Consider the following 12,770-nt stretch of genomic DNA (forward strand, 5'->3'; position numbering starts at 1 on the left):
GTTGAGGAGGAGGCTACGGAAGGCGTGGCATAATGTAAAAGTCTCGTTTATTATGAGGTCGATTAGATAATCTTATAGGTTACGACCATGCTCGCCCGACAAGTTCGTTATTTTCTCGCAGTGGCGGAGCATGAGAGCTTCACGCGGGCTGCAGACGCCCTGCACGTCTCCCAGCCGGCGCTTTCCCAGCAAGTCAGGTTGATGGAGGAAAGCCTCGGCGTGCAGTTGTTCGACCGTTCAGGACGCACGACACGATTGACGGACTCCGGAGAGGTCTATCTTCAATACGTGCGCCGCGCTTCGCAGGAGTTCCGGGAAGCCAAGCGCGCTATCCACGATGTGAACGACCTCAGCCGTGGTGCCCTGCGCGTTGCGGTGACACCGACCTTCACGACCTATCTGGTCGGACCCCTCGTCGAGGCGTTCTACAGTCGCTACCCGAATATCTCCCTCAACGTGCGGGAGATTTCCCAGGAGCATATGGAGGAATTGCTTCTCGCTGATGAGATCGATGTCGGGATCGCCTTTTCCGGCACCCTGACACCAGACCTCGATCTGGACCCCCTGTTGGTGGAAACCCTCGCGCTGGTCGTCAGAACCGGGCATCCTCTGGCAGGTGAAATGTCGATCGGACTGAAGGCCCTGAGCGCCGAGTCATTGGTGCTCCTCAGCGCGGAATTTGCCACGCGCGAGCAGATTGATCGCTTCTGCCGTCAGCACAGCATTCAGCCGCATGTACGGATAGAGGCCAACTCCATCAGCGCGGTGATCGAAATCGTCCGCAGGACGCGGCTCTCGACACTCCTGCCTGCAACGATCGCGTTCGCACGTCAGGATCTGGTCGCCATTCCACTCGATCCGGTGCGCTTGCAGCGCACGGCCGTTCTGATGCAGCGTAAAGATGCATACAGAAGCGCGGCGGCGCGGGTCTTTATCGAGCTTGCGAAGGAGGTAGCTACTGAATTGAGCTCACATAAGCCGATCACTGATTTGATCGACTAATGCCGTTCCGAACGAAAGCTTCTTGGATCGGTCCGCACGCCATCATTCGCATAGGATTCGGGCGGAAACCTTACTTCTAAACGGCAAGTACGATGATCGTGCATCGGTCGATCAAGCTGAACGATTTCGGAGGCTCTTGCAGAAGTCCGGAATTAGTGAGCAACTGCATCTGGTGGCAGTTGCTCCCTAATTCCGCGTCTTTGCCTTTCCGCCAGATCGATCCGGCAACCATGGTTCAGAGGCACCTGCGTGAAAACCCAGCCAGATGGGAGAGAGCGATGCGGAAGTGTTTAGGCCTGCTAACGGCAGGCGTCCTTCTCCTCCAAGCATGCTCCTTCGCCAACGCACAGGCACCGAATGCGCTGGAGAGAGCCATCGGAGATGCGCAGCCGTGCAGGTCGTTGAAGACCAAGGTATCGAGCTTCGGCATCAGCGTGGAGGTGGGTGTCGACAAGCTCGATTCCGTGAAGATTGAAAACCTGAAGCTATCGGTGAATGGCGACGCGGCGGAGGCGAGCGCCCGCGGCACGCTTGCTTGCAAGACCTCGGACGAAGCGCTCGTCAAAGGTGGGTTTTCAGCGATCGCTGAGGTTCGTCTGAAGGTCGACCTGGCGACCTGCAAGACGAGCGAGATCTCCATCGAGATCGTGAAGACCGGTGGGCGGTTCGGCGATATCGTCAAGGGATTGGAGACTGAAATCTCCAGCGCCCTCCGGCGAAGTTTGGAAAAGAACTTGGCCAAGCTTTGTGAGAAGTGAATTAGCAGATCGACGCCATTCGACGGAGTTGCGGGTTGACGCCCCCAAAAGTGTCTCCAGCCAAGCTGAAATATAGTTGTGCTCAACCCCGTTGATGTGCCCATTGGCCTAGTGGGCTCCGTTGATTTGCCGCGTCGAGCCTTCTATGATTCCGCTAGTTGTCCGGCGGACCAGACGACTAAGAACATGAGGCAGTCAAACCTGCCCGAAGAAGCACCAAGCGGTATCCAAGCCGCCCGCCATTTCCCCTGGTGAATCGAGCTTGCGTCATTGTGGGCGCTGCTCAAGGTTGTTTGGAGATCGATATGAAGTTCGGCCTCATAGAAGGAATCCGTCAGGAAGCGACGGCAGGTGCCCGCGGGTTATGCCCTGGATGCTCATCATCCGTGATTGCCAAGTGCGGTGAGATACGGCTGCATCATTGGGCACATCTCAGCACGATGGTATGTGATCCATGGCGCGAGCAAGAAACTGAATGGCATCGTGGCTGGAAGAACGAATTCCCGGTCGAGTGGCAGGAAGTTTGGCATCGCGCATCCAACGGTGAAATCCATATCTCCGATGTGAAAACGGCGAATGGGGCGGTGATCGAGTTCCAGCACTCGCCGATCACTCCACAAGAAAGAGCGTCGCGGGAGGCTTTCTATCACCCTATGGCGTGGGTGGTGGATGGCGTCCGACTGAAGAGGGATTTACCGTCCTTCTGCGCCGCCTTGACCGATGCCCCTAGCGCCGGGACTAAGCTACGGGCCTGGCTCGTTCGCCCTGGAACTTCGATGATTGTCGATCGATGGGCGGGCGGAAGTTATCCGGTGTTTTTGGATTTCGGCGATGCCGTCTTTCCGCCACGCTGGCTGCCAACGACAGGTTTGCTGTGGTGGCTGCAATATGTCCCAAAGCTGGGCGCTGTTGCGACGCCCGTTCTCCGGCAGAGCGTGGTCGACCATTACCGTGTGGGAACGCCGATCCGAGGATTGAAGGCCATTGCACCGACCCGGAGACCAGGATTGACAGGCTTCGAGGCGCACCTCGCGAGGAAGCGGGGAAACAGGGCAAGGTTCTGACCGCCGGCTAGAGGAAGCTTGCCTGCAAGGGTTCACCTTCCTTCGAGATGATGCTGGATCCGTAAGGCTCTCGCGACGTGATCGTGATCGCACCATTCGGCGCAGGCCGTGCGAGATGCTGTGCCTCCTCCCACGGGGCATTCATCCAGACGTCGGTCTCCTCCTTCGTCAGCAGCAGGACGGGCATCGCCTTCCAGTGAATAGGCTTCACAATGTCGTTCGGGTTCGTCGTCAGGAAACCGTATAGATCGTCCGTCGTCAGCCCGTCCTTCACCTTTCGTACGCTTGTCCACTGCGGCACGTGGATCCCGGCGAAGAACATAAGCTCCTTGCTTTCGTTTCGCCCAAACCAGGCATTCGGGACTTTCCCTCCCGGCTCCTGACTGTCGGGATCGGGTTCAGCGAAAGTTGTCACCGGAACGATGCATCTATGCTCGACGCCAAACCATTGCCTCCAATGCTTGAGATTGAGTTTCCGGACATTCGTTACGCCGCGATCAGGCTCCATCCGCAGGAGTTCGTCCATATCGAAAGACTTCCCCTTGGCCGCGAGTTTCGCGGCACGGCCTTCGGCAGCTTCCTCCTGAACGCGCGTCGGAGATGGCAGACCCCAGCGGGCATGGACGAGCTGCTTGTGGCCGTCGGCCGTGTTGCGGACGATCGGCCCCATCTGGTCAGGGTTGAGTTGATAACTGGGCATCAAGTTGATCATGCTCTCGGCATCGATCGCCCACTTCCGTATCCAGTCTTTGTCATCCATGCGGTACAAGTTGCACATCTCGCCCGAACCTCCTCCGGCACGTCGTTGTTGCGAGCGCCAGAATCCTTGCCGTCGGTGACGTTTGTCAACCCAAGGTCAGCTTGCATCTCTGACCGGAAGCTCGGGTTCCCGCTGGAAGGCAGTCAATGGATATGTCCGCTTGCCTCTGCCTCATTGAGATTGATCGCGTGATCGGCGAAGGCGTCGAGGTTCTCAAAGAACTGCATGCCTGTGAGGAATTTATAGACCTTCGCGTCACATCCTGAGGATCTTTAAACTGGTACCAAAGGGGCGGCGTAGCCAGGTCACGCATTGCGCCAGTCGATTTCACCATCATGAGGGAGCGTCCGCATCCGTCACCCGAGCGAACATCGACGGCGATATCGAACCTGCCCGACGGGGCGCCCGAGTGCTTGTTGTGAACATTTGCCGTCAGAAGCTGGATGTCGGGTCTACCCTTGATCGCCTTCACCATCTCGTCGTGGGCCTCGACTATCTCAAACGGGGAGAGCGGCCCCCAGTAAAGCTCGGTCATTGGAGCCACGGGCACACCAATAAGCACAGCTCCGCCACCGTTCGAATGCTTCTGCATCGTCGTTCTCCCACCTTCCAGTTTTTCAGATTGGCGACCTCGTCACCTGGAGGTTCTTATTATGTTCTGATATCCATGCATGAAACAGTTTTGACAAAAGATTGAATCCCTGTCGCTAACCTGCTGTTCTGTCTGGATATTCATGAAGTCGATGCGCCTGCGAATCGTGCTGTTTCCGCTGCTTCTGTCCGCGCTGGTTCCCTCATCCGTAGCTGCCGGAGCAAATCAGTTTATCGGCCGAGCATCAGTTATCGACGGCGACACGATTGAGATCGCCGGGCAGCGGATCCGGCTGAATGGGATCGATGCGCCGGAAAGCTGGCAGGCCTGTCGAGACGCGGCAGGGAGGCCATACCGCTGCGGCAAAGATGCCGCATTCGCACTCGACGAGTTTCTTTCGAAATCGCGCCCGATCCGCTGCGTGGGCCATGGCAAGGACAGATATCGGCGCGTCGTTGCCGATTGCTTCAGGGCAGATGGGCAGAGCGTGAATTCCTGGCTGGTGAGGCAGGGCTGGGCCATAGACTGGCCTAGATATTCCAAGGGAGCATTTCAGGACGATCAGGTAGCCGCCCAAACTGCTGACTTGGGCATCTGGCGTGGAACCTTCGAGGTTCCGTGCAAGGCCAGAGCAGCCCGACTAAAGCGGCGGTCGGCCTGCTGATGTGCGGGATTCGCGGATGAATCCGCGTCTGTAGGAGACATCTGCCGCGCGCAGAGTGGGGCCAATTTGGGGCCGTTGAACGAACCCGCTACGCGGGAAGGCGTCTGCGGCTGAGGTAGTGGGCGCAAGCCGGACATTCACTCACGCATTCTTCGGGAACAAAATTTACCCCTGGCATGTCGTGTCGTCCCCAATGGGCGGAACCGCTTTCAGAGTTGGGCGTTTTTGTCAGTTAGATCGGGTGCCGCTGGCATTCCGCCGGCACTGCCGAATGGGAGAAAAATCATGAGAACGATATTGATCGCGATAGGTGCGTTAACTGCTTTAACCGGGTCTGCTTTTGCGGCCGAGCCGGCCAAGATGGTCGAGACGAAAATGGGCAAGGTCCTGGGCACTGAAAAAGGCATGGTGCTTTACACCTTCGACAAAGATACAAAAGGCAAATCCAACTGCGATACCGATTGCCTGAAGAAGTGGCCGGCGTTCCACGCTGGAGCCAAGGCCAAGGCGGAAGGCGAATGGTCTCTAGTCAAAGCTGCGGATGGCAAAGAGATGTGGGCCTATGAGGGCAAGCCGCTTTACACTTATGTCGAGGATAAGAAAGCCGGTGAAGCCAACGGGGATGGCGTGGGAGGAGTGTGGCACGTGGCCAAATAGGTCACCGGCGACGGTTCGAATGGGCGGTCATTGGATCGCCCTGAACCCCAAGACCAAGTTCTGGAACGACCTATCGCTTCGACAGTTATGCTACGATAGGCACCGACAGGAAAAACTCGGCAGGTGTCTAACTAAAGCGCTAGCCGCAACTGCGGCGTCGATTCAAGCCTTCGCCGTTCCAACGAAGACAGCGACACGCCGAGCAGACGGACCCCTTTTTGCGGCGGGAAGAGCGGCATGAGAAGCAGGTCGACCAACTCCTCGAGATCAGTGATCGCCGACAGGGGGCCCGGAGCGGTCTTGCTGCGGGTGATTTGGCTGAAGTCGGCATATTTGACCTTGAGCGTCACCGTCTTGGCGCCGATCTCGTTGGCCTCGCAGTATCCCCACACTTTCTCGACCAGCGGCTGAAGCCCTTCGCGCGCGGGTTCGTAGGAATGGATGTCCTCAGCGAACGTGTCTTCGGCGCCGATGGATTTCCGCACTCGGTCCGGTCTGACCTGGCGATTGTCGATGCCGCGGGCGATCCCGTAGAAATACGGTCCCGACTTCCCGAAGTGTTCGACGAGGAAGTCGAGCGTTTTCTCCTTCAGGTCCGCTCCCGTGTCGATCCCGAGCCGATGCATCTTCTCGGCCGTTGCCGGTCCCACGCCATGGAATTTCTTGATGGGAAGCTGTTCGACGAAGGCGGGGCCGTTCTTGGGGGTGATGACGGCCTGGCCGTTCGGCTTGTTGAGGTCGCTTGCCATCTTGGCCAGAAACTTGTTGTAGGAAATTCCCGCCGACGCGTTGAGCCCCGTCGCCGCCTTGATCCTCGCTCGGATCTCTTCGGCGATCTCGGTCGCAATCTCCATGCCCTTCAGGTTTTCGGTGACGTCGAGATAGGCCTCGTCGAGCGACAGTGGCTCGATCATCGGCGTGTATTCGGCGAAAATCGAGCGGATCTGCAACGATACGGCTTTGTAAACATCAAAGCGCGGCTTGACGAAGACAAGGTCCGGGCATTTCCGCTGGGCGGTCACCGAAGGCATGGCGGAATGGACGCCGAATTTGCGTGCCTCGTAGCTGGCGGCCGCCACGACCCCGCGGGCAGCAGGACTGCCGACAGCAACCGGCACACCTCGCAGATCCGGATTGTCGCGCTGCTCGACCGATGCGTAGAAGGCATCCATGTCGACGTGCACGATCTTGCGCGGCCGTTCGCGGTTGTCTTCGCCTGTCATTATCTAGCTTCCATCAGCAAGACCATCACTCAAACATGGGAAGTGTGCTCCACACTTGTCACCTTGCGGCGTCTGCATCCGCTCGCAGCCCATGGCCATGCGCCGACGGATTTCCGCGAAGGTGACGCTTGCGCCAAACGCTTTGACCAACAGTTTGCGCTCATGTGTACAATGGCGATCGCAGAGGAGGCATATGAGTTCGACCACCGGGACCTGGTGATCTTGCAGTCTCGGGATCGTATCGTCCACAAGCCGCGTTCGGCGCATCCGAAAATATTCCTGTCTCAACATCCGATTGAATCCGCTGGCGATTTTTATCTTTTGTACCGGTGCTCAACTTCAGCGGGTCATATGCGCATTGACTCATTTATCTCTTCGGAACAAATACAGAACATATTGCTGTTACTCAAGCCGAAAACGGGTTGCCGTCGAAGGAGATCATGAACCCAGCCGTCGCCCCAAACGCCGTCCTCGACGGCCTGCGAGAGCAGATCGCGCACCTGGAAAGCGCCAGTCGGCGCAACCGAGGGGTTTTGCCTTTCGGCGTAGCGCAGATCGACGAGCGGCTTCCGGACGGCGGATTGGCCTATGGGGCGCTGCACGAGTGCGCCGGCGGCGGGGCCGGCACCGTCGACGGGGCGGCGGCCGCCCTGTTCGTGGCCGGGATAGCCGCTCGCACCAAAGGCAAGGTCGTCTGGTGCCTGACACGTCCCGACCTGTTCTTCCCGGCCCTGGCGCAGGCGGGTCTTCATCCGAACCGAGTCGTCTTTGTCGAGTCCGACAAGGAGGAGGACGTCCTTGCCAACATGGAGGAGGGCCTCTCATACGGCGGCCTCGGGGCGGTGATCGGCGAGATCGTCCGGCTGCCGATGGCCGCGTCCCGGCGGCTGCAACTCGCAGCCGAGAAGAGCGGCACGATGGCGCTCGCAGTACGGCGGTGGAGACGGCAGACCGAGGCCAGCGACTTTGGCCAGCCGACGGCGTCGACGACGCGCTGGAGGGTGAGCGTAATCCCGAGCGAGGATCTGCCGGTTCCGGGCGTCGGGCGCGCGAAATGGCTTCTGGAACTGATGAGGGTGAAAGCGGGTGAGTGCGCCGAGTTCGAGGTAGGAGCCTGCGATGCCGAGGGTCGTATCGATATTTTTTCCCGATCTGCCGACGGACAGGATCAGGCGGGCCGATCCCGCCATTCCCGTTGAGGAGGCGATCGCCGTCATTTGGAAGAGCGGTTCCAAACGCTGGGTGTCGGCTGCCGATCCCGCGGCCAGAAAGGCTGGCGTTCACGTGGGCATGCCGGCCGCCAAGGCGCAGGCGCTCCTCCAGGGCCTCCGGATGATCGACGCCGATGCCGCCGCCGATGCAGCGGCGCTCGATCGCATCACCATGTGGGCGCTCAGCCAGTATTCGCCGATCGTCGCCGTCGACGCGCCGGACGGCATCGTCATGGACACGGAGGGCGCGGACCATCTGCAGGGCGGCGAGGAACGGATGTTGACGAGCATCGCCAACCGCTTCCGCGCCAAGGGCCTGACGACACGGGTCGCCATCGCCGACACGTGGGGTGCCGCCCACGCATGCGCTCGTGCCATCAACCGCGAAACCGTCGTCGTCCCGAGTGGGGAAACAATCCGGGCCGTCGAGCGCCTTCCGATCTCGTTGCTGCGGCTGCCGGAGAAAATCGTGGGTGATCTGCGCACGCTAGGCTTTCGGACAATAGGGGAGCTTTTGGCGACGCCGCGTGCTCCCTTGGCGCTTCGCTTCGGACCGGAAGTGGGTCGCCGTCTCGACCAGATGTTCGGTCGCGTCTGCGAACCAATAGATCCCATCCGTAGCCCGGAACTTGTCGAGGTCAGCCGATCCTTCGCCGAACCGATCGGCGCGGCGGAGACGATCAACAAGTATGTTGGACGGCTGGTTGTTCAACTCGTCGCCGAACTTCAGCGGAAGGGTCTTGGCGTCCGTCGCACCGACCTCATCGTCGAGAAGGTCGACGGGGCCAGACAAGCGATTAGAGCGGGAACCGCCAAGCCCGTGCGAGACGTCGCCTGGCTGACGAAACTGTTCCGCGACCGGACGGAAAAGATCGAGCCGGGCTTCGGGATCGAAAAGCTGACCCTCGTCGCGGTGATGTCAGAACCGCTCGAGGAGAAGCAGAAGGCATCCTCGCTCGTCGACGACGAAGAGGCCGACATCACCCCGCTGATCGACGTCTTTGGCAATCGAGGCCAGCGCGTCTTCCGGGTCGCGCCGGTCGCGTCCGACGTTCCGGAGCGTAGCGTCCAGCGTATCGCCGCCGTCGGCGACGAGGTGACGGAGGGTTGGGTCCACCAGTGGCGGCGGCCGGTGCGGCTGTTTGCGCGTCCGGATCCGATCGAGGCGATAGCTCTGCTTCCGGATCATCCGCCCGCCAGCATCACGTGGCGCGGCAAGCGCCATCGCGTCAAACGCGCGGATGGCCCGGAGCGTGTGTTCGGCGAATGGTGGAAGCGCGACAGCGAGCTAGAGGCGGTGCGGGACTACTTCGTCGTCGAAAACGAGATCGGCGAACGATACTGGATCTTTCGCTCCGGCGACGGCATCGATCCCGAAACGGGCTCCCATAAGTGGTTCATGCACGGGATATTCGGATGAGATACGCCGAGCTGCAGGTCACGACGCATTTCAGCTTTCTTCGCGGGGCGTCTTCGGCCGACGAACTCTTTGTCACCGCCAATGAACTCGGCATCGAAGCTCTCGGCGTCGTCGACCGAAACTCTCTGGCAGGCATCGTGCGAGCGCTGGAAGCATCCCGCGCGACGGGCGTCCGCCTCGTCGTCGGTTGCCGGCTCGATCTGCAGGACGGCATGTCGATCCTCGTCTATCCCACGGATCGCGCCGCATATTCGCGCCTGACCCGCTTGCTGACATTCGGTAAGGGCAGGGGCGGCAAGGCGAACTGTATCCTGAATCTCGAAGACGTCGCCCTCTATTCTGAAGGGCTCCTCGGTATCCTCGTGCCCGACCTCCCAAACGACGCCTGCGCCGTCCAACTTCGCAAGATGGCTGAGATATTCGGGGACCGAGCGTACGTCTCACTCTGTCTCCGGCGTCGTCCGAACGACCAGTTCAGGCTTCACGCGTTGTCGAACATGGCCGTAAAGCACCGTGTGAAGACGGTAGTCACCAATGACGTTCTGTTCCACGAGCCTGGCCGGCGGCAGCTTCAGGACGTCGTCACCTGCATCCGCAACAACACCACCATCGACGACGTCGGCTTCGAGCGCGAGCGGCATGCCGACCGCTACCTAAAGCCGCCTGAAGAAATGGAGAGACTGTTTCCACGCTACCCCGAGGCGCTGGCGCGGACGATGGAGATCGTCGACCGCTGCAGGTTCTCGCTGGAGGAGTTGACCTACCAGTATCCCGAGGAGGCGATCCTCCCAGACAAGACGCCGCAGGAATCCCTCGAGCACTATGTCTGGGAATGCGTGCCCAACCGATATCCGGAGGGCCTACCGCCGGAGGTTCTCAAGATCGTCCGTCACGAACTCGATCTCATCCGGACGATGAAATACGCCCCATACTTCCTGACCGTCTTTTCGATCGTCCGCTTTGCCCGGTCGCAAGGCATCCTCTGCCAGGGGCGGGGGTCGGCGGCCAATTCAGCCGTCTGCTATATCCTTGGCATTACCAGCATCGACCCTTCGACCAACGATCTCCTTTTCGAACGCTTCGTCTCCCAGGAGCGCGACGAGCCGCCGGACATCGACGTCGATTTCGAGCACGAACGCCGCGAGGAGGTCATCCAATGGATCTACAAGACCTACGGGAAGGACAAGGCCGCACTCTGCTCCACAGTCACACGCTACAGGGCGAAGGGCGCCATCCGAGAGGTCGGCAAGGCGCTCGGCTTGCCCGAGGACCTCATCAAAGCCTTGTCCTCGGGCATGTGGGCGTGGTCGGAAGAGCTGGTCAGCGACCGCAGTCTTCGAGAGCAGGGCTTGAACCCGGAAGACCGCCGTCTGGCGTTGACCCTCAAGCTTGCCCAGCAGCTCATGGGCGCTCCTCGGCATCTGGGACAGCACCCAGGCGGCTTCGTCCTGACGCACGACCGCCTCGACGATCTCGTCCCGATCGAACCCGCCGCAATGGTCGACCGGCAGGTGATCGAGTGGGACAAGGATGATGTCGAGGCGCTCAAATTCATGAAGGTCGACGTTCTGGCGCTCGGCATGCTGACCTGCATGGCGAAGGCCTTCGCTCTCATCCGAGAACACAAGGACGAGCACCTTGATCTCGCGACCATCCCTCAGGAGGACCAGGCGACATATGCGATGATCCGAAAGGCCGACACCCTTGGCACTTTCCAGATCGAGTCGAGGGCGCAGATGGCAATGTTGCCGCGCTTGAAGCCGCGGACCTTCTATGACCTCGTGATCCAGGTGGCGATCGTCCGGCCCGGTCCGATACAGGGCGACATGGTGCATCCCTATCTCCGCCGCCGGGAGGGCAAGGAGGCGGTCGTCTATCCGACGCCGGAACTGGAGGCCGTTCTCGGCAAGACCCTCGGTGTTCCGCTCTTCCAGGAGTCTGCGATGAAGGTCGCAATGGTCTGCGCCAGCTTCACCGGTGGCGAGGCCGATCAGCTTCGCAAGTCGATGGCGACCTTCAAGTTCACAGGTGGCGTCTCGCGCTTCAAGGACAAGCTCGTGTCCGGCATGATCAAGAACGGCTACGCGGCAGAGTTTGCCGAGAAGACCTTCAGCCAGCTCGAAGGATTCGGCAGCTATGGGTTCCCGGAATCCCATGCGGCATCGTTCGCCTTGATTGCCTATGCCTCCAACTATGTGAAATGCCACCACCCGGACGTCTTCTGCGCGGCACTGCTGAACTCGCAGCCGATGGGATTTTACGCGCCGGCCCAAATCGTCGGCTGCGCCAGGAACCACGACGTCGAGATTCGACCCGTCTGCGTCAACAATTCCCGGTGGGACTGCACGCTCGAGCGTATCGGCGATACCGATCACCACGCCGTCCGCCTCGGGATGCGTATGGTGCGCGGCCTCGCCGCTGCCGACGCCGCTCGTATCGTGGCTGCCCGTATGGATCAACCGTTCGAAAGCATTGATGACATGTGGCGGCGGTCCGAGATCCCGGCGGCATCTCTGGTCGAACTCGCCGAGGCCGACGCCTTCTTGCCGGCGCTGGGACTTCAGCGGCGCGACGCGTTGTGGGCGATCAAGGCCCTGCGTGACGAACCGCTTCCACTCTTTGCAGCCGCCTCGGAACGAGAGGCGAGGGCGATCGTCGAGCAGCAGGAACCGGACGTCGCCCTCCGTCAGATGACGGAGGCGCACAACGTTGTCCAAGATTACAGTCACATCGGGCTGACGCTACGCGAACATCCCGTCGCATTCCTTCGAAAAGCCTTGGCAAAGCGCCAGATCGTCACCTGCGCGGAAACTATGAACGCGAGGGATGGTCGCTGGTTGATGACCGCTGGCCTCGTTCTCGTCCGGCAGCGGCCCGGCAGTGCGAAGGGTGTCATCTTCATGACGATCGAGGACGAGACCGGTCCGGCCAACGTGGTCATCTGGCCCAAGCTCTTCGAGCAGCGCCGTCGCATCGTCCTCGGCGCATCGATGATAGCGATCAATGGAAGGATTCAGCGTGAAGGCGATGTCGTTCATCTCGTGGCCCAGCAAGCCTTCGACCTGTCCGGCGATCTCTCCAGGCTGGCCGACCGCGGCGCCGAGTTCCGGCTGCCGACGGGCAGGGGAGATGAGTTTGCCCACGGCTCGCCGGGAACGCCGGATTCGCGGGACAGCGTGGCGGCCGGAAAGCCGAGGGACATCTTCATTCCAGATCTTCATATTGATCAGCTCAAGGTGAAGAGCCGGAACTTCCATTAAAGGATTGTACCACTTGCGGCCTACCGCTCCACCGAGCACGGCTTTTAAATGGCAACTTTGCGCCTCAAGTCTGCCGAAGGGGACCGCATTTGGGATTCCTGAGAGCAGACGTCGTCTGCAGCTTCACTGGAGGTCAAGCAGCCAACTATTGCAATAATG

11 protein-coding genes are annotated in these 12,770 nt (G+C 60.2%); 8 read left to right on the forward strand and 3 right to left on the reverse strand.

All coding sequences use genetic code 11. The annotated features are described in order from the left end of the window. The first annotated feature begins 87 nt into the window (after positions 1 to 87). The 3 genes from cynR (at position 88) to ATY29_RS02860 (ending at position 2,824) form a co-directional block, all read left to right on the forward strand. Entirely contained in the window at positions 88 to 1,002 is a 915-nt protein-coding gene (cynR, locus tag ATY29_RS02845) for a transcriptional regulator CynR (protein ID WP_097535045.1), read from the forward strand. 278 nt (positions 1,003 to 1,280) lie between these two features. Next, the gene (locus tag ATY29_RS02855; RefSeq protein WP_097535047.1) at positions 1,281 to 1,760 is read left to right on the forward strand and encodes a hypothetical protein; all 480 of its coding nucleotides are present in this window, start codon (positions 1,281 to 1,283) and stop codon (positions 1,758 to 1,760) included. A gap of 305 nt (positions 1,761 to 2,065) precedes the next feature. Beyond that, entirely contained in the window at positions 2,066 to 2,824 is a 759-nt protein-coding gene (locus ATY29_RS02860; protein WP_097535049.1) for a competence protein CoiA, read from the forward strand. Between the two features lie 7 nt (positions 2,825 to 2,831). Here the strand turns inward: ATY29_RS02860 and ATY29_RS02865 are convergent, their stop codons facing one another. Continuing rightward, complete coding sequence (locus tag ATY29_RS02865; protein WP_097535051.1) at positions 2,832 to 3,602, reverse strand: SOS response-associated peptidase family protein; 771 nt, start codon at positions 3,600 to 3,602, stop codon at positions 2,832 to 2,834. 725 nt (positions 3,603 to 4,327) lie between these two features. On the opposite strand from ATY29_RS02865, the gene ATY29_RS02875 reads away from it, so the two are divergent. Beyond that, a complete protein-coding gene (locus tag ATY29_RS02875) occupies positions 4,328 to 4,840 on the forward strand; it encodes a thermonuclease family protein (protein WP_244597343.1) in 513 nt (170 codons plus the stop codon). 285 nt (positions 4,841 to 5,125) lie between these two features. After that, positions 5,126 to 5,497: a COG4315 family predicted lipoprotein gene (locus ATY29_RS02880; RefSeq protein WP_097535055.1), complete on the forward strand. Its 372-nt coding sequence runs from the start codon at positions 5,126 to 5,128 to the stop codon at positions 5,495 to 5,497. Between the two features lie 131 nt (positions 5,498 to 5,628). On the opposite strand, the gene dinB is transcribed toward ATY29_RS02880, so the two are convergent. Together dinB and ATY29_RS37405 are read right to left on the reverse strand one after the other, a co-directional pair. Then, on the reverse strand, positions 5,629 to 6,720 hold the full coding sequence (gene dinB, locus ATY29_RS02885; RefSeq protein ID WP_097535058.1) for a DNA polymerase IV: 1,092 nt from the start codon (positions 6,718 to 6,720) through the stop codon (positions 5,629 to 5,631). A gap of 3 nt (positions 6,721 to 6,723) precedes the next feature. Next, positions 6,724 to 6,987, reverse strand: coding sequence for a hypothetical protein (locus tag ATY29_RS37405; RefSeq protein ID WP_097535060.1), 264 nt, complete (start codon positions 6,985 to 6,987; stop codon positions 6,724 to 6,726). Positions 6,988 to 7,160: 173 nt separating this feature from the next. Here ATY29_RS37405 and ATY29_RS02895 point away from each other — a divergent pair, with 173 nt between their 5' ends. Genes ATY29_RS02895 through ATY29_RS02905 form a run of 3 tightly spaced genes read left to right on the forward strand, consistent with a single transcriptional unit; the run spans position 7,161 to position 12,611 of the window. Further along, on the forward strand, positions 7,161 to 7,919 hold the full coding sequence (locus ATY29_RS02895) for an ImuA family protein (RefSeq protein ID WP_097535218.1): 759 nt from the start codon (positions 7,161 to 7,163) through the stop codon (positions 7,917 to 7,919). Further along, a complete protein-coding gene (locus tag ATY29_RS02900) occupies positions 7,840 to 9,351 on the forward strand; it encodes a Y-family DNA polymerase (protein ID WP_097535062.1) in 1,512 nt (503 codons plus the stop codon). The genes ATY29_RS02895 and ATY29_RS02900 overlap by 80 nt, the downstream gene beginning before the upstream one ends. Next, positions 9,348 to 12,611 (forward strand): error-prone DNA polymerase, encoded by a 3,264-nt coding sequence (locus tag ATY29_RS02905; protein ID WP_097535064.1) that lies wholly within the window; start codon positions 9,348 to 9,350, stop codon positions 12,609 to 12,611. The genes ATY29_RS02900 and ATY29_RS02905 overlap by 4 nt, the downstream gene beginning before the upstream one ends. Positions 12,612 to 12,770: the final 159 nt, after the last annotated feature.

This window comes from Rhizobium hidalgonense (assembly GCF_002914525.1).
GTDB classification, from domain to species: Bacteria; Pseudomonadota; Alphaproteobacteria; order Rhizobiales; family Rhizobiaceae; genus Rhizobium; species Rhizobium hidalgonense.

Bases quoted from the DNA above. Each gene is read 5' to 3' on its own strand.
- cynR (WP_097535045.1), top strand. From the start codon at position 88: ATGCTCGCCCGACAAGTTCGTTATTTTCTCGCAGTGGCGGAGCATGAG.
- ATY29_RS02855 (WP_097535047.1), top strand. From the start codon at position 1,281: ATGCGGAAGTGTTTAGGCCTGCTAACGGCAGGCGTCCTTCTCCTCCAA.
- ATY29_RS02860 (WP_097535049.1), top strand. From the start codon at position 2,066: ATGAAGTTCGGCCTCATAGAAGGAATCCGTCAGGAAGCGACGGCAGGT.
- ATY29_RS02865 (WP_097535051.1), bottom strand. From the start codon at position 3,602: ATGTGCAACTTGTACCGCATGGATGACAAAGACTGGATACGGAAGTGG.
- ATY29_RS02875 (WP_244597343.1), top strand. From the start codon at position 4,328: ATGCGCCTGCGAATCGTGCTGTTTCCGCTGCTTCTGTCCGCGCTGGTT.
- ATY29_RS02880 (WP_097535055.1), top strand. From the start codon at position 5,126: ATGAGAACGATATTGATCGCGATAGGTGCGTTAACTGCTTTAACCGGG.
- dinB (WP_097535058.1), bottom strand. From the start codon at position 6,720: ATGACAGGCGAAGACAACCGCGAACGGCCGCGCAAGATCGTGCACGTC.
- ATY29_RS37405 (WP_097535060.1), bottom strand. From the start codon at position 6,987: ATGCGCCGAACGCGGCTTGTGGACGATACGATCCCGAGACTGCAAGAT.
- ATY29_RS02895 (WP_097535218.1), top strand. From the start codon at position 7,161: ATGAACCCAGCCGTCGCCCCAAACGCCGTCCTCGACGGCCTGCGAGAG.
- ATY29_RS02900 (WP_097535062.1), top strand. From the start codon at position 7,840: ATGCCGAGGGTCGTATCGATATTTTTTCCCGATCTGCCGACGGACAGG.
- ATY29_RS02905 (WP_097535064.1), top strand. From the start codon at position 9,348: ATGAGATACGCCGAGCTGCAGGTCACGACGCATTTCAGCTTTCTTCGC.